The organism is Bacillus sp. JH7, from assembly GCF_001563515.1.
GTDB classification, from domain to species: Bacteria; Bacillota; Bacilli; order Bacillales; family Bacillaceae_G; genus Bacillus_A; species Bacillus_A cereus.
In genome coordinates this window covers 1-16,193 of record NZ_LPUS01000030.1, presented here as the reverse complement: position 1 = coordinate 16,193, position 16,193 = coordinate 1, and the positions used below count along the sequence as shown (strand labels likewise).

Here is a 16,193-nt window from a genome sequence, read left to right as displayed (position 1 = left end):
AATAGAGATGTTATGGTGAGCTTGTCTCAAGTAAGACAGGCTTTATGTTGAGCTGGATTAAAGTCAAAAGTTATCACGTATTATAAAAAACGAAAGCAAGAACATCATATATTTCTAAATATACTAGAGCGTTCCTTTCAACCTGGTAAGAAAGACATTCCAACTGTTATTGTTATATGTGATATCACAGAATTTCGTTTAGTGACTGGATTGAAAGTATATTTTTGTGCTGCGTTAGATATTAGCACCCGGCGGGTGTTGGGTTATTCCTTGGATACTCACCAAGATGCGCAACTAGTAAAAGATACAATTCAACAAGTCAAACATGTTTATGGAAATCACAAAAAGATTTTATTTCATAGTGATCAAGGATCACAGTTTACCCAGCCATATAGTTACTGATTTTTGTAAGCAACAAAAGATTTAACAAAGTATGTCCCGTAAGGGACACTGTAGGGATAACGCCGTGATGGAATCGTTTTTTAGTATCTTTAAACGTGAATGTTTACATGGAGAAAAACTGATTTCTCTCGCTCAAGTAACTCAGTTAGTGACTGAATTTATTTATATGTATTATCATTCACTTCGTCCGCACTCATCACTAAATGGAATGACTCCGTATCAATATTCAAAATCCATTGCGTAATCTATTCAATGCTCCAGTTTTTCTTGACAAGGTCATAAAACGCTCTAGTTGTCTCGAATAGACACCAGTTTCTTCGAACACAATGTGAGGTGATTTCTTATTTTCATTCATAAGTGGATCTATTCATTTTCGTAGTTCTTCAAAATCAGGCTTAGAATGATTGATTTCACTTTCAAAAATACATCGTTTTTGAGCATTATAAATAACCATATAACTCTTTCCTATACTAACATCAAACGCAATTACATGTTGCATACTTTGCCTCATTATGTAGAATTTAAGTCCACATCTTACTCTTATCGATTCCCATTTCCTATACACGATCTCAAGGATCCACATACTAAACTGATTCAAATAAGGTAAGTGAAGAAGGTCTGTTTTGGGTATGGATATAAAATTCCAATATCAAAGCGACCTACTCTTCACTTCTACTATAAAAAAATAGTAGTGTACACCAATGCATTGGTCCACACTACTAATCTTAGTATGTTTTGGATGTTGTCTATGAGTATAATGGATTAAAAATACAAAAGAAAGTGGCATAATTTAAAAAACGATACCTATCTAGGTTTATTTGGCATGCTTATTTTTAAAGGCACAAAAGATTTTAAGAAAATTTTTGTTTATATGGACGGAAATTCATTGTATTTCCGCTTTTAAGTTGATGGGCATGTATGGTGCTTCCTATATCCATTGCCTTTAGACATACATTAGAAGTGCAATATAATCAGTATCAAGCTGAATTAAAGACCTGGGAACATAAACAAAAGGAACATCTGATATTTATCAACCAATGGGTACATCAAATGAAAAACCCTTTGTCTGTAGTAGAATTGATTACCCAAGAAGAGCACGGAGAAACATTTAAGAGTATAGCGGAAGAAATGGATTGTATAAAATATGGGTTAGATATGGTGATACACATAGCAAGATTAGAGGAACTTGACCAGGATTTTTGTGTGGAAAAAATTTCATTACAAACGCTTGTCCAAGAGGTCATTCATGAAAATAAACGGCTCATTATTAGGAATTATGTGTATCCAAAAATAAGAATCATACAAGAATACAATATAGAAACAGATAGAAAGTGGCTTAGATTTATTGTCAATCAAATTCTGTCTAATGCGATTAAATATTCTGCTGGAATCCGGACAGACATTACAATGGTTGTTTTGGAAAAAGAAAAATCAATTGTTCTGGAAATACAAGATTATGGGGTGGGGATTCCGAAAGAAGATCTTCCAAGAGTCTTTCGCCCGTTTTATACAGGAGAAAATGGAATGATATTCAAAGAATCTACGGGTATGGGATAATACTTAGTAAAAAATATTATAGAAAGATTGAATTACAAAATTGAAATAGAATCCGAAATCGGAAAATGAACTAACGTTCGGGATGTTTTCCTGTATACAACTTATGAATCTGATTAAATTGGAATTTTCAGTACTATTACGTTATTGTTAGGGATTTGTAAGGAAAATCGATAGGAGAAATAAATTTTCCTCGTTACACTTAGTAGTATAAAAAAATAAAAAGGAGACCAACGAGATGAAAATATTAAAAATGAAGGATATTCATTCTGAAAGTAATTAATGTGTAAGGGGATAAAATGAATGAAACAACTACAAGGTTACAATAGGATAGATATACTAGATTATTTGCGCGGTTTTGCCCTATTAGGAATTGTTCTCCTGAACATTCTTCCTTTATTGTCTGTAGAAGAACCGAAATTGAATACCTTAGATTTTTCCTATCAAAAATTTTTATTTTTATTTATAGAAGGGAAATTCTTCACAATTTTTTCATTTTTTTTTGGAGTTGGATTCTATTTTTTCATGACAAGAGCTTTCACCAGAGGAATGAATGGATATATTTTATGGATAAGGCGTATGCTTATATTATTTTGTATGGGATATGTACACAGTCATTTTCAAAGTGGAGAAGTACTGGCAGAATATGCAATATACGGGTGCGTTTTGCTGTTATTTTATAAGGTGAAAAAACAAGTCGTTTTGCTAATAGGTATTATAACATTAATGCCTGTGTGTTTTTTTGCGATGAAGCCATTCATCACATTACCTCTTATGTTAGTTGGTTTGGCAGTAGGACAATATCATGTTTTTGAAGAAATCTCAGAAAAAAAGAAACAAATAACTATTTTTACAAGTATTATGTTTTTTATAAGTTTAATAGGGGGTGCTTACCAATATACAAAAATGCCGTCTTTACCATTTCCCCCTATAGTTCTGATGGGGACAGGGGATCCTAATATTGAACAAGCAAATCAGTTTATTAGCATAGGAATCATGTTAGGACCTATCATTTCTAGTGTCTATGTAGGTGGGATAATTCTACTGTTACGATTTAAATATATGAAAATAATATTACTTCCTCTAAAATTTTACGGACGTATGGCATTAACAAATTATTTGGGACAGACGTTGCTTATTTTACTTTCTGGTTATATATTTCATTTGTTTAAGCAACTCACATACGTTCAATCTTTCTTTTTATGTATTTTGATTTATATTCTCCAAATCATATTCAGTATAATTTGGATGCGATTTTTTGTAATTGGACCATTGGAATGGATATGGCGGCTTATTACCTATTTGAAGGTGCCACAAATTCGGAAAAACTGAGAATGTATAAAATATAAAGATATGCTTTCTAAATAAATAGGCACAGATAAAATTCACAACAGAACTTTCAGGGATAACACTAGGATGCGGATTTACTTTTAGTTCTGCACTTGCTTTTTCAGATTCAAACAACAATTCTACGAAAACTACTTCCATTAAGGAGGAACAAGTGCGAGTACAGGTTCCTTTCGTTGGATATGTGATTGCAACAGATGACAATTCATAAGACTGTAAAGCGTTTCTTCAAGAAAGCTTTGCAGTCTCTTCATGTTTCTAAACCTCGTGTAATTACAGTTGACAAAAATCCAGCCTATCCAATCGCTATTGAAAAACTGAAGAAAGAAAAAAAGATACCTGCAGGCATCCAAACGGGACAACTCAAATATTTAAATACCATTGTGGAACAAGATCATTGTTTTATTAAAAGACGGATACACTCTATGTCGGGGTTCAAATTATTCCAAACAGCTGTGTCTATCTTAAGTGGTGTAGAAGCGATGCATATGATCAAAAAAGAACAAATTAATTTGCGGGATTAGTCTGTCCAAAATCAGAATATCTTTATCAATCAACTGTTTGGATTAACGGCATAAGTAAAGATTCCAGTAGGAATCCTCGCTTTTTGTTTAATTTATCATTTATTTGCACCAGAACCTGAATGAAATCGCAAATGGCCTCAGGTCCCTTTTGATAGACAGCTAGAATTTCTTGTTTTTTCAACATAAATATCACCTCCTTGTGTGATAGATCTAGTATTCACACAAAAAGTACATATCAGATTAGTAAATGAACAAAACTTCCGTGAGGAAGCTGAGTAGTTACTATTTATCTTTAAGCTCTTCCTAAACAAAAGAAAAATCGATTAAATCATTAATTTTGCGTAAAAGATTGTCCTGTGGGATTACTAATTCATAAATATCCGTATAGGAACTAAAAACCATCGATTGTTGATTTTGTATCATTCGATTCATCCGTCTTAAATTGATACGCTAAGCATACAGTAAAAAAGGTATACGTTCCTCAGATTATGAAGAAATATACCTTTTCTACTAAATTTCCACTTTTTCAGTGGCCTCACATCTCAGACTTCTCTTTTTCGACGTACAATGAATTACAGCAATTACTCATGACCATATAAAATTCATCTTTAATCATATCAACTTTTTATCTGTTAAGAACCTTTGCACCAAAACCTTAATTTCTATCATTTTTAATTATTTTTATTCAATAAAATTCAAAAATATGTCAGAGTGTTGGGAATCCTAAAGGGTTTCCAACACTTCTTTTAAATATGATCATTGAAATATTCCAAAGAAACTTGTAGTTGTTGCTTTAAAATTTTTCTCCATAAATGATGTTTAATCTCCCCAGTTCCTTTACTAACTTTTGTACGTTTAATTGTCCCGTCTGGCATAATCTTACTATAGAAATAGTGATCAGTGTCTTTATAACATTCCCATCCATCTTTTTCACAAAACCGTTTTAGTTCTTTAAATGTCGGCATGAATTAAGCGTATTACTCCGTCTAAATCATCTTGTAGTAAAACATTCATAATAAATGGAAAGTGTTCACGACGGTTTGGGGCATTGTAGTATAGCTGGATGTTGTCAGAGTAATCTTGTGCATATTCAATTAATTCTATAGCTAAATCACGAATGGCCGCTTCTTTTGATTCTGAGTTAACGAATAAATCGAAATCTTTTAATTCTGCTGTGATTGAATCATCATCTTCTAGTACATATTGCAAAGTGAAAGTGTAAGTAGAAAAGACCATTTTGGCCTGATGAATATTGAGACTTAAAAATGGTTCTTTATTGTTTCTAGAAACAAATTGAGGCTTGTTTTGTTGAACTACACCATCAATAAATTCGCTCCAGTTTTTACGAACATCGGTAGCGTTAAGAACAGCTTGCATAATCATCTCCCCTTTCACCTCCAGTATAAACTTAAAATTTGAAATTGTACATAGTGTACATTATGTACACTATGTACAATTTATATTCTTGTTTATTTTATTCAATTCCTGTACTTTTTACCCCTATAAATTGAAATGTTTTTTAAAGGAGCTTGAGATTTTAAGCTTTACATGTTCTTTAAATGATTTTTTACTTTTATAGGACGATAGTTTAAAGCAGATTACCAATAGCCAGTTCGAATATCTTAGGAGTGAGAAAATTCAAAAAATGGATTTGTCAAGCTATTATATTGATAATTGAAATTCTTTATTTATTGTACATTTATTAATATAAATTTTCCTTTTAATAGTATTCTTTAAAGTATTTTACCGAGGGGAATTTATGGGTAAAGTAGAGGTCCATTATTATTTTTTCTTACTTAGTAACAATTTAGTTATTAGAGAATTGGAAGGGGAGGTATGAATGAAAAAATTACCTATAGTTACAGGTTGTATTATTACAGCTATTGTGGCTAGCCAAGTATTACTATTACCAGCAAGTGCAACTGAAAAAAACAAGTGGATAACCAAGGCATAAATACAAGTAATGTCGTGGTTTCATCAACACTACAAAACTTAGGAACACAGAGTGTTTTATTAAAGACATATGCATTAACTTTATTAAAACAACCTACAGTAGCAAGTGAGTCTATGCCAAACTTGGGGGTATATCAAGAGAATGCAAAGCAACATGCTCGTTATTGGTTGGATACAGTTCAACCTAGTTTTATTGCTGCAAATCAGCAATTTGTTTCATTCCAGCAAAAATTTCAAAATTATTATAATAAGTTAATTGAGTTATCTTTCAAAATAGAATCAGATAATCAAGCTAAGCAAGATTTTATTATTGATATTACAAGATTACAAGAATTCCTGAATAATCACCGAAATGAAATTCAAAAAATGTCATCTGGTTTACAGAAGTTCCAACAAAACTTTAATGTTGATACAGAAAATTTTATGAAGTTAGCCGCAGCAGTAACAACATTTCCGACAAATAAAAATGGGGAAGTGGAACAATTAGTTAAGCAAATTGAAACATTAAATAGTGATATCACATCCCAAATTGGAGTAATTGTAGGTGGAACTATTGGTATGGTAGCGGGAATTGGAGCTATTGTTTTCGGAACTATTGTTTTATTCACAACAACTGTAGCAACAGGTGATGTTGGAGCTGCAGTTGTTGTACCTACGCTAGCTAGTATAGCGCCTGCATTAGGTGGAATAGTCGGTGGACTTATAGGTGGTGGTGTTACAGTCGGATTTGCAGCAAAAAAATTAGAGGAAAAACAAAAGGAATTACAAGAAATCACGCGAAAATTAGCGAACGCTAAAGCGGATGCGGCGGCTTTAACACTTTTAGTAGGACAAGTGGACACATTTAAAGGTACTGTAGCAAAGGGGAAAGAAAGTCTAGAGGGTTTTGATGACAATTGGTATGAATTGAAAAATAATTTTACCGAACTGCAACAGAATGTAAATAAAATTAATCCAGATAGTTCTATTTTACAAAATAATTTAGTGCAGATTAAAAAGAAGGTAGATGGTTTGGCTGTTCAGGCTAAGCAACAAGAGAAAGTAATTACGGATATTTCTTATCAATAGAGAATGCTTTGAATCATTATTAACATTATTTAACTATTAAAAAGGAGAATATTAATGAAGAAAATACCTGTTAAATTAATGACATGTGCTGCATTGGTAGCAACTTTATCTACAGTAAGTATTATGCCATCCTACGCGTTTGCGGCTGAAACAAAAGAAGTTACGATGAAAACGGAAAAACAATCGAATCTACTTGACAAATATTTGGGACCAGAGGGGTTAAAAAAAGCATTGGAGGATACAGGTTCACATGTAATAGTGTTAGATGCTTATGCCCTAACTTTATTAAAGTCCCCCAAAATTAAACTAGATAAAACTTTATTTAAAGAACAAAAAGATAAAGATTTAGTAGACGCCGTTATAAATACTCAAAAAATAGCGCAGGGTAATGCGACACATTGGGTAGATGTTTTAAAGCCGCAATTAATTAATGTAAACCAAGGTATTGTTAATTATGGAGCAAAATTTGATAATTACTATCAAACTATTGTGGACGCTGTTGATGCAAAAGATAAAGAAACTACAAAACAAGGGATTGAACGTTTATATAATAGTGTACAAGAGAATAAAAAGAAAGTAGATCAATTAGTAGAAAATTTGAAGGATTTTCGTAATAAATTAATTACAGATACGAATGAATTCCAAAGTAAGACAAATCAAATAGTTACAAACTTAGAAGGAAAAAATGCTATATTGCCATCCCTAAAACAACAAATTGATGCCTATAATTCCCAAGTTAGTGCATCAATTGCAATGATTGCCTCTGGTGGTGTTTTAACACTTATGGGAACTGGATTTGGAGTACTTACAGTAGTATTAACCTTAAGTGGGGTTGGATTACCATTTGCAGCTATTACAGGTACAGTAGCGGCAGGAGCTATTGGTGGGGGAGTGACTCTCATCGTAACAGGAAATAATAAATTAAAAGAAGCAAATGCTCAAATCGCAAAATTGACAATGCAATTAAAAGATACTGACTTACAAGTGGCAGCTTTGAAAGTTGCGAGTGGTCAAACTAAAACATTTGCAGATACAATTAATGTGGCGATAGATTCAGCAGAAGCATTAAAAGATCAGTGGACAACAATGGGATCAAAATATAAGTCATTAATAGATAATATTGATGAAATTTCACCAAGTTCTCTTGCGTTTATTAAGGAAGATTTGAAAACAGCAAAAGATAGTTGGGTAAATATTAAATCTTATGCAGATACATTATATTCTAAAATTACAATTCGAAAATAATATTTATCAATTAAAAGTTGTCTATCCCCTTGTGAGTAAGAGTGTACAGGGGGATAATTATTTAGGTAAGAAAGCCGTGGTGTGCATGTGCTTGTTATCTTTTAAAAACCTTATTGTACGTTTTGGTTTATGTGCTGGTATAATCCTTTTATTTTTTTCACCAATGTCTGTATTAGCACAAACAAAAAGTCTAGGTGCTATATTAAATTTAGAGGTTGGTAGATTGCTAGATTTAAGTTCCGGATTTTATAATACGTTAGTACAATATGAACGCCTAGAACATAGATACATTTCTGCAAATACCTTAACATCAGTTACTAGACACGTAGATGAAATGGGGGGACTAGGGAAAGAGTGGTATACTGAAATAGCGCCTCAGATGAAAAATAAGAGAAAGCAAATTCTTTCTTATAATTCTATTGTTCAACAAAAGTTTAATGACATGCAACAACAAGTTCAGAATAAAAATAAAGAAAAAATTCTTAAATTGTTAGAAAGTATTCAATCTGATATTGATATACAAAAACAAGGAGTAACATCATTTCTAACAATTGCTAAATTATTTAGAAATGATGTTAATGTTATTTCTGGGCAACTTCAAAATGATCGCAAGTCAATACAAGTTGTAATAGATATGGCAGAGAAAAAACAAGGCTATCCAGTTATAGGGGAGAATCTTTTATTAAATCGTATTGTGGATAGTATTAATTATATTAACGGAGTTTATGGGGGAGCAGAGGGATTATTGAGCCACTTAGAAACAATGAGTACAAATTGGACAATTTTAGAAGCTAAGCTGACAACCCTCATTCAAAATTTAAAAGATACTTCTGATATTAATATGAACTTTATTAGCGTAGATATGAAAGTGCTGAAAGAAAATTGGGATAATATTTATTGCAAGACTCAACAATTATACTGGGAAGAGGACTAGATGAGAGCTATTTAGTTATCATTATTACTTTAAATCAAGTAAAATCATAGAGGCTACTAATTCGTAGGTAGTTCAATTATAGTATTATAGATTGTTAAATAGCGATGAGATAGGGTGTGAAATTTGTCAGTTTTCAAGAAAAATTTACTGTTTTATACTTGGTTGATAAGAAATAAAATTAATAGTAGTGCATTTAACAATTTTCTAACATATCTAGTGGGTATAGTGATTAATAAATAGATTACTATTATTATTTTAGAAACTAAAGGTACCCAGAGTGATAAAAGATAATTTTAATCAAATTGATTTATGAATGTATTAGTAATTTTATTTTTTTGATTTAAGCTTATTCCCTTATAAGAGCATAATAAAAACCATAATTTTAACTATCTAGATTATATAACCATTGTTAAGATTGCACTGCTTTTAAGACAAACTCTTTTTAAAAAGAGTTTGTCTTTTTATATTAATATGATTAATTATAGAATTTATTAAGAGTGTTTTTTTAAGAAAGTATCTATTTTGAATTTTTATGATGAATTACAGGAGTTAAGTAAATATTAAAAGAGGTAGTTTAATAAGAAGATAAAGGAGTAGTATCCGAATGATAAATTATCTTGATAACTAATAAATAAAATATTCAAAAAGGTTGTATTTTTACTATTAAGAAATACAACCTTTTTAGCGTAGTTTTATGTACTACTTAATGTGTTATTTTCAATAAAGTTTGTTATACATCTATAATCGCGCTGGGTAGGTAAATTAAAGATTTTTATAACCGGTATTGATTTTTGAATAGGGAGGTTTGTATTTGTAATAATTAATGCAATATGGTTGGTATTTAAAAATTCTTTTAGAGATGAGAGTGATTTTGTAAATATTATGATTTCAAATTGAAAAGGAAAGTATTTTTTTAACCAAGATTTTAAGTAAAATAGTATTCCTGAATCAGTAGAAACATATAATAATAGTTTGAGTGGTTGTTGTTCTGTATACCCTCTCACGGATTCTATTAATAAACTAATGATTGCTACTTCATCTTCTGGAATATTAAAATTATATTGAGAAAACAACAACTTATATTGATCTTGTACTTTTGAAAATGTATTAGGAAAATTATTTTTGATATAGTACGTATTTGTTTCGTATAAATTATTTTGTAAAGAAGATGAAAATTTGTTAAATGAGTATATGTTACTTAAGTAGAATACCCTTTGAATGCACTTTTTAACATGATTAGTTAGTTCTGCATTTTTCAATAACGGGATTCGTAAGGTTTTTTCTAGATTAGATAAAAACTGGGTTATTTTCACTTCTAAACAAATTGCTTCTTTTTGGGTTTGACTTTGTGAAATATTTTTAGAAATACTGTGATTCTCCCCCCAATATTTCGCGCCTATTAAATGTATAGTAAGATATAATATTTCATCATTAGAAAATGAAATATTTGTTTCCTTTTCCAGAGGCGATATAATTTTTTTGCAAGTTTTATAGTATGAAGTATTCCTTAACATATTGTAATCTCTAGAATCAATATGAACGGGATTGTTAGTTTTGATTCTAGATATGGTTATTGCTAAAATACAAGCTAACAGATGTTTATCATTTTGAAAAAAAGTAATATTCCATGTTTTTTCAAACATTCCAATAAAGTAATGAATTCGATTTTTTTCATAATAATAGAATGGCCAATTTTGTCCATATATATTTATATATAAATCGACAAGACATCTTCGAATTAACCATTCTTCACCCTGGATTTGTAGCGGACGTTTGGTTAAGTGTAAATTGTATCGTTTTACAAATGTTTCAATTTTATTTAATGTATATTTAATTGTATAGTAAGAATAATTGAATTCACTCGATATTGATGTAAGCGTAACGTTCTTATGATATAGTATGTGACAAAATATTTTATAGAAGCTTGATTGATTTCTAATGTTATATATTATATCTTCAATTGAAGAATTTGTTGGTTTTTCTAATCGAATACCATAGCCTCGTTTGGTTTGGATTTTCCAACTATTAGGTAAATAATCTTGTAAAATGTGTATATCTTTTCTTAAGGTATTACTGGACCAATTTAGAGTGTTTTTTAATTCCGTTAAATGATACCATCTATCTTCTTGAGATATGATTTCTAAGATTTCTTCTTTTCTTCTAATATGCAAATCAATGCATTCATTATAAATTTGTTGTGGCATCATTCTCACCTCCTGGATTATGTTATAAGAACAAATAAAGTATTATCTAATTTGTAGAAGTATTATATAAAAATTTGAGGATGAATAAAAATCACAAAAAATGATTAGTTCAATCAGTTATAATGATTTTTATCTTATTGTTTATTTAGTACAAATTTTTATTATGAGAGGGATAGCTTTATATTCCAACTGTGTGAGTAACAGGAAAATTCTAAATCAAAGCTTTTGTACAAATGAATTTTTCAGCTTCAAGCAAGTCTGTTTCGATGCTAAGAGGTAATTATATTTATAATTATTAAGATTGTTTTTCTGAGGAAATGGGATTTAAAATAGAAGAAGCGTTCGAGCAAAATATTTAATTATTTTATATGAAAGAAGTTAATGATTCTTATAGTGTATTTTTAAGTAATATTGTTAAGTTTATGGATCTTAATACATACTAAAGTTATTATTTACTTTCAATCCGTAGGGCTTATAGTTATTAAATTGTTATTTGTTTATGATAATAAGAAGTGAAAAATATTTGAAGATTGGAATCAATATATAAGATCATTAATATGTACAATACTTTCTAATAAATATGGATAACGATTTCATGACTAATATGCTAGTTATGTGAAACTTTTGTTAATAATTTTGCAAACTTAGATTGTAGCAAGTAAAAAAATATAACCCCCGTTGTTGGGAGCTATATTTTGATTGCGAAGAAACATCTGTAGAGAAATAAAATTGATTTAGGAGTATTAATATATCTTTTTAATTTAAGGAATCTAATTTAGTTATTTTTTCATCTACTTAATGAATTTCCTGAACTATACTTTCTTTATCTGGTAATAATTTTTTTGATTAAGGAAAATCGCTTATTTATATGGAAGTGTTTCAAGTCCTTGCATGTGAAGTTCCACAATGTGCTGTAATGTTTCAATAGGAATCATCCCTACAGAACTCATACATGTAATTAAATCGCCCTCGGTAAAACAACGGTATCGATTATTATCATGTTATATAAATGGAAATAATCCCATTTTGTCATAATAAAGAATAGTGTGTATAGAAATATCTAATTTTTCTGCAATTGGTTTGATAGACATTGTTATTGAAAATACATCGCTAATATTTATATAATATTATTTATAGAAATTCATTTGGTAGTATAGTTGTTTATTTAAAATGGAAGTTTTTTGACAAGTAGATAGCTTTATATCCATTAATATCTACTAAGAGTTTACGCTCTTTTAAAGGAGATTAAGGATTCTATATGTACAAGCTGATTATACACAATTATTAGATAACTGCAAATTCAAATAATTTAAGAAACTCTTGTAAAGTAAAAAAAATAATTAAAAAATCCAAATAAAAATACTACCTAGTTCAATAATGTTTAGAAACAGGAAGTTTTTTTATTTGGAAAATCTATTTATGTATAAAAAGTGTTTTAAGTAGTTATGTAGTGAGAAAAAGATTTTATAAGAACTGTTTTATTTCTTCTAAATTACGCTGAGTTGGGATCGAAGAAATTAAGATAACCGGAATATGTTTACAGTCAATAGATGTATCTGTTATTACACAAGAAATATTAGAGTATTCCGCATGTAATTTCGTTAAATTCTCAAGTTTTATATCTAAGAAGTCAATCGCCTGTTTAAATGTAAGTGAAAAAAAAGCTTGTAAATAGAGTTTCCAATAATAGCCTTTTTTTGTATATAAAATCACCTGTGGATTTTTCCTTTTAAGTTCCATTTTTTTTGTTGCAATATACATAGTTAATGAAATAGTATCATGTATTGAAATGTTAATAGGAATATTAAGTTTATCATATGTAATTTTTAAATCTGTTAATTGCTTGCTAATAGTGTGAAAAATCGAAGAATGAGTTATTTTTATGTGAGTTACAAAAGTATGATTTTTAGTATAATCGCTAAATAGATTATTATTTGCTTTAACAGAATAAGTAAGTGTTTTATTTAAGGCCTGTATAAATTTTATATCATTTAACAATTCGACTTTTAGGTTTTTTTCTAAATTCCGAATGAATTTTTTGATAAATGGACACAAAGGTTTTGTAACAGAATGAATTGGCTTGATATAATTTTGTCGTTTATAAGTATATTCTGAGCGATTAATTATTGTAAGTATAATAGCAATGTCCACTGTTGATAGTTGAAAATTATATTTTCTGAAAATTTCCTCTATTAAATTTTTTAGTTGCGTATACTCATTTGATTTTTCTATTTTTTTTATTTGCCAATGCTTTATTACTACTGAATATCTTCTATATTTTCTCTTTAAATATAGGGCAATAAAAAATGAAATTTCTTTTTTTGTTTCTTTATAAAATTTAATTCCCACCAAATTTTCTATTTCGGATAAAAACTCTATGCAAAGTTCACGATTAATATCTTCAAAGGGCCATTCTTCATCACTATATGCGTTGAGATATAACTCGTGATACATGAGGAGAATTTTTATATTATTTCCTGCTATTCGTAGAGGACGTCTTTTTAAAGATAATTGATATTTGTTTAGATGCAATTCTACATCTTTTAAAATTTTTCTAATCTTCTTGTTTTGAATATATAATTTTTCTGCTAGCAATGAATTAGATCCTACGTCAGTACTCACTAATATTTCTAATGTTTTAAAGAGCAAGGTGTGCCGAAGATACAAATAATTTATGTTGTCAATAGATGAATTAAAAGGTTTGAACAATCGTACACCATTATTTTTACTGTTTTTGATAAACCATTTCCCTGGTAAATTTTTTTGTAAGTATATTATATCTCTTTGAACTGTTTTAATGGAACAGTTGAGCTTTCGGGCAAGTTCATTCAGAGAAAACCATCTATCTTCATGTACTAAGTGTTGTAGAATGTGGTATTGACGTTGAATTAGCATAATGGGTTATATCTATTGGATTATTAACTAAATTTGTTAAAACCAATAAATTTCTCGACCTCCTGTTCAGTTTAGTTTTAGATTAGTATAAAAGTGTGAAGGTATTCTAACCCCATTAAGTGAACTTTATGGAATGGCCCAGTAAGCGTGAACAGTTTTTTGCATTCTACATAGGTGAGGGTAATTAAATTATGAAACTATCATAATTTAATTACATCCATTTCAACAATGTTAAAATTGTTCATGAAATTGACAATTTTAAGGTTTCACTTTTAATTAAGAACTGCTTACATATTATATAAGTAACAGGATTTTTTAATTTTGAATTAGGTGTTTAAAGAAAATTAAAAATTTTAAAATTTAAATATTTAATTAAAAGGTTTTAATGGAGTTGCGCATCCAATCTCTAAATGGGGAATTCTCTTATGCGAAGTTGAAAAATATAATTCCTGTTATTTGTAAAATTGTTATGTATGAAGTCTTACCATTGTGCGTTTCTAATATTAGAATGGATTATTTCAATCGAATTTATTGTATGTATTTGTTTAGAATTAAATAAAGTGCTATATAAAGTTAGTCATTTTACTTTGAATTGAAGTATGTATGGTATAGCCATCATAAAAAGTGATGAGTGTAATCAATTGTGTTCATTTTAAAGTTTATGGCCATTGAAATATAATTTTCTTGTAATCAATTTAGCAAATATGGAATGCATATTCTTACATTTAAGGAAGTGATAGTTGGAGAGATTTAAGTATATATCTGTGGTTTAAAAATGAAAATAATAACAATTACGATTTTCGTATAGTGTAGGATATATCAGTCCTTATGTGGAGTTGGATGGAGGTATTTAGAATGATTAAAAAAAGTATATTGGTTCTATCATTGCTTTTTATTGGTGTATTTGTATTTTCACATCTTTTAAATTCTGGAGTAAGAGCAAAAAATGAATCTAGTAATAAACATGATGTAGTTCAAGTAAGAAAAGAAAAAGAATCCCAAATAGAAATTAAACAGGAGAAAGATAAGAAGAGAGTTGAAGAGGAGGCACAAGGTAAAAAAGTTATATATTTAACTTTTGATGATGGGCCAAGTAAGTATACACAAGAAGTATTAAACATTTTAAAGCAAGAGAATATAAAAGCGACATTTTTTGTAATTGGTTCACATGCGGAGCAATTTCAAAGTTTGATAAAAAGTGAAAAACAATATGGGCACTATGTAGGTCTGCATAGTATGACACATGATTATAGAAAATTATACACTCAAGGAAATTTTTTATCTGAAATGAAAGAAGTTCAACAAATTCTTCAACGTGTTATACATGAGAACCCAATGCTTTGTAGACCACCATATGGATCTAAACCAGGATTAACTCAGGATTTACGCAATCAAGTTGCTGAAGCAGGACTGAAAATTTGGGATTGGACAATTGATTCTTTAGATTGGAAGTATAACAAAGTTCCATTAGAGGAATCTGTTCCTAAGATAGTTGAAAACGTTATATCACAAGCAAATAATGATAAAGAAATTGTTTTAATGCATGACATACATCCCCAATCGATAAAGGCTTTGCCGGAAATTATTAAGCAGTTAAAGATTAAGGGATATATATTTAGGGCGTATAGCGAAAAAGAACATATGCCTTTAAACTTTTGGCATGACAATCGCTTGTAAAATATTATATCTATGCATTTGATAAATGATTATAGCTTAAAAATATATTTTTACTAAGAGGAAACATTATGAAAAAATTAAAAGAGTTATGGTATCGTCCATTTACACAATGGATAGTAAGAATAGTGTATTATCTTGCAATTTTATTTGCATTACTTTGGTTGTATGGATTCCATGACACAAACACAAATCCGTTTATTTACAACGAATTCTAGGGTGGGAACGTTATGAAGTTATTAGAACAAATTGAAAAGTGGGCTATTGAAACGCCTGATCAAACCGCTTTTGTTTGGCGAGATGCGAAAATTACGTACAAACAATTAAAGGAAGATTCTGATGCGTTAGCACATTGGATTTCTTCTGAGTATCCAGACGATCGTTCACCAATTA

14 protein-coding genes and 3 pseudogenes are annotated in these 16,193 nt (G+C 29.6%); 11 read left to right on the top strand and 6 right to left on the bottom strand.

Annotated features, from left to right (window positions below):
- The first annotated feature begins 201 nt into the window (after nucleotides 1–201).
- Together AU379_RS31040 and AU379_RS29850 are read left to right on the top strand one after the other, a co-directional pair.
- Nucleotides 202–402, top strand: coding sequence for a DDE-type integrase/transposase/recombinase (locus tag AU379_RS31040; RefSeq protein ID WP_232487805.1), 201 nt, complete (start codon nucleotides 202–204; stop codon nucleotides 400–402).
- A 67-nt stretch (nucleotides 403–469) separates the two neighbouring features.
- Nucleotides 470–646: an IS3 family transposase gene (locus tag AU379_RS29850; protein WP_216637439.1), complete on the top strand. Its 177-nt coding sequence runs from the start codon at nucleotides 470–472 to the stop codon at nucleotides 644–646.
- A gap of 15 nt (nucleotides 647–661) precedes the next feature.
- On the opposite strand, the pseudogene AU379_RS29845 reads toward AU379_RS29850, so the two are convergent.
- Nucleotides 662–901, bottom strand: a pseudogene (locus AU379_RS29845) (IS110 family transposase); the annotation flags it as partial.
- A gap of 419 nt (nucleotides 902–1,320) precedes the next feature.
- On the opposite strand from AU379_RS29845, the gene AU379_RS23670 reads away from it, so the two are divergent.
- The 3 genes and pseudogenes from AU379_RS23670 to AU379_RS23660 all read left to right on the top strand — a co-directional run.
- A complete protein-coding gene (locus tag AU379_RS23670; RefSeq protein WP_061139789.1) occupies nucleotides 1,321–1,959 on the top strand; it encodes a sensor histidine kinase in 639 nt (212 codons plus the stop codon).
- A 300-nt stretch (nucleotides 1,960–2,259) separates the two neighbouring features.
- Nucleotides 2,260–3,288, top strand: a complete 1,029-nt coding sequence (locus tag AU379_RS23665; protein WP_061139788.1) for a DUF418 domain-containing protein — start codon at nucleotides 2,260–2,262, stop codon at nucleotides 3,286–3,288.
- 233 nt (nucleotides 3,289–3,521) lie between these two features.
- Nucleotides 3,522–3,827, top strand: a pseudogene (locus tag AU379_RS23660) (DDE-type integrase/transposase/recombinase); the annotation flags it as partial.
- A gap of 25 nt (nucleotides 3,828–3,852) precedes the next feature.
- On the opposite strand, the gene AU379_RS30720 reads toward AU379_RS23660, so the two are convergent.
- From AU379_RS30720 to AU379_RS23650, 3 genes are all read right to left on the bottom strand, one after another.
- Nucleotides 3,853–4,011, bottom strand: coding sequence for a hypothetical protein (locus AU379_RS30720; protein WP_172794120.1), 159 nt, complete (start codon nucleotides 4,009–4,011; stop codon nucleotides 3,853–3,855).
- Nucleotides 4,012–4,573: 562 nt separating this feature from the next.
- Nucleotides 4,574–4,792, bottom strand: coding sequence for a hypothetical protein (locus tag AU379_RS23655; RefSeq protein WP_061139787.1), 219 nt, complete (start codon nucleotides 4,790–4,792; stop codon nucleotides 4,574–4,576).
- Nucleotides 4,779–5,204 (bottom strand): hypothetical protein, encoded by a 426-nt coding sequence (locus AU379_RS23650; RefSeq protein ID WP_216637438.1) that lies wholly within the window; start codon nucleotides 5,202–5,204, stop codon nucleotides 4,779–4,781. Before AU379_RS23650 ends, AU379_RS23655 begins: the two co-directional genes overlap by 14 nt.
- A 591-nt stretch (nucleotides 5,205–5,795) precedes the next feature.
- Between AU379_RS23650 and AU379_RS23645 the strand changes: the two genes are divergently transcribed.
- The 3 genes from AU379_RS23645 (at nucleotide 5,796) to AU379_RS23635 (ending at nucleotide 9,027) form a co-directional block, all read left to right on the top strand.
- Entirely contained in the window at nucleotides 5,796–6,848 is a 1,053-nt protein-coding gene (locus tag AU379_RS23645) for an HBL/NHE enterotoxin family protein (RefSeq protein WP_061139785.1), read from the top strand.
- 54 nt (nucleotides 6,849–6,902) lie between these two features.
- Entirely contained in the window at nucleotides 6,903–8,093 is a 1,191-nt protein-coding gene (locus AU379_RS23640; RefSeq protein WP_061139784.1) for an HBL/NHE enterotoxin family protein, read from the top strand.
- Between the two features lie 85 nt (nucleotides 8,094–8,178).
- Nucleotides 8,179–9,027: an HBL/NHE enterotoxin family protein gene (locus tag AU379_RS23635; RefSeq protein ID WP_061139783.1), complete on the top strand. Its 849-nt coding sequence runs from the start codon at nucleotides 8,179–8,181 to the stop codon at nucleotides 9,025–9,027.
- Between the two features lie 692 nt (nucleotides 9,028–9,719).
- On the opposite strand, the gene AU379_RS23630 is transcribed toward AU379_RS23635, so the two are convergent.
- Nucleotides 9,720–11,231, bottom strand: a complete 1,512-nt coding sequence (locus AU379_RS23630) for a PRD domain-containing protein (RefSeq protein ID WP_061139782.1) — start codon at nucleotides 11,229–11,231, stop codon at nucleotides 9,720–9,722.
- Between the two features lie 1,464 nt (nucleotides 11,232–12,695).
- Entirely contained in the window at nucleotides 12,696–14,126 is a 1,431-nt protein-coding gene (locus tag AU379_RS23625; protein ID WP_061139781.1) for a helix-turn-helix domain-containing protein, read from the bottom strand.
- Between the two features lie 855 nt (nucleotides 14,127–14,981).
- Here AU379_RS23625 and AU379_RS23620 point away from each other — a divergent pair.
- From AU379_RS23620 to AU379_RS30375, 3 genes and pseudogenes are all read left to right on the top strand, one after another.
- Nucleotides 14,982–15,803, top strand: a complete 822-nt coding sequence (locus AU379_RS23620; protein WP_082769994.1) for a polysaccharide deacetylase family protein — start codon at nucleotides 14,982–14,984, stop codon at nucleotides 15,801–15,803.
- A 68-nt stretch (nucleotides 15,804–15,871) separates the two neighbouring features.
- Nucleotides 15,872–16,018 carry a teichoic acid D-Ala incorporation-associated protein DltX gene (locus AU379_RS23615; protein WP_061139779.1) on the top strand — a complete coding sequence of 49 codons (147 nt, stop codon included), beginning with the start codon at nucleotides 15,872–15,874 and terminating at the stop codon, nucleotides 16,016–16,018.
- 12 nt (nucleotides 16,019–16,030) lie between these two features.
- A pseudogene (locus tag AU379_RS30375) lies at nucleotides 16,031–16,193 on the top strand (AMP-binding protein); the annotation flags it as partial.

What these genes read in the sequence shown, in the direction of transcription:
- AU379_RS29850 (WP_216637439.1), top strand. Translation starts at nt 470, where the DNA reads ATGGAATCGTTTTTTAGTATCTTTAAACGTGAATGTTTACATGGAGAA.
- AU379_RS23615 (WP_061139779.1), top strand. Translation starts at nt 15,872, where the DNA reads ATGAAAAAATTAAAAGAGTTATGGTATCGTCCATTTACACAATGGATA.
- AU379_RS23635 (WP_061139783.1), top strand. Translation starts at nt 8,179, where the DNA reads ATGTGCTTGTTATCTTTTAAAAACCTTATTGTACGTTTTGGTTTATGT.
- AU379_RS23655 (WP_061139787.1), bottom strand. Translation starts at nt 4,792, where the DNA reads ATGCCGACATTTAAAGAACTAAAACGGTTTTGTGAAAAAGATGGATGG.
- AU379_RS23665 (WP_061139788.1), top strand. Translation starts at nt 2,260, where the DNA reads ATGAAACAACTACAAGGTTACAATAGGATAGATATACTAGATTATTTG.
- AU379_RS23620 (WP_082769994.1), top strand. Translation starts at nt 14,982, where the DNA reads ATGATTAAAAAAAGTATATTGGTTCTATCATTGCTTTTTATTGGTGTA.
- AU379_RS23670 (WP_061139789.1), top strand. Translation starts at nt 1,321, where the DNA reads ATGGTGCTTCCTATATCCATTGCCTTTAGACATACATTAGAAGTGCAA.
- AU379_RS23640 (WP_061139784.1), top strand. Translation starts at nt 6,903, where the DNA reads ATGAAGAAAATACCTGTTAAATTAATGACATGTGCTGCATTGGTAGCA.
- AU379_RS23630 (WP_061139782.1), bottom strand. Translation starts at nt 11,231, where the DNA reads ATGCCACAACAAATTTATAATGAATGCATTGATTTGCATATTAGAAGA.
- AU379_RS23650 (WP_216637438.1), bottom strand. Translation starts at nt 5,204, where the DNA reads ATGCAAGCTGTTCTTAACGCTACCGATGTTCGTAAAAACTGGAGCGAA.
- AU379_RS23625 (WP_061139781.1), bottom strand. Translation starts at nt 14,126, where the DNA reads ATGCTAATTCAACGTCAATACCACATTCTACAACACTTAGTACATGAA.
- AU379_RS30720 (WP_172794120.1), bottom strand. Translation starts at nt 4,011, where the DNA reads ATGTTGAAAAAACAAGAAATTCTAGCTGTCTATCAAAAGGGACCTGAG.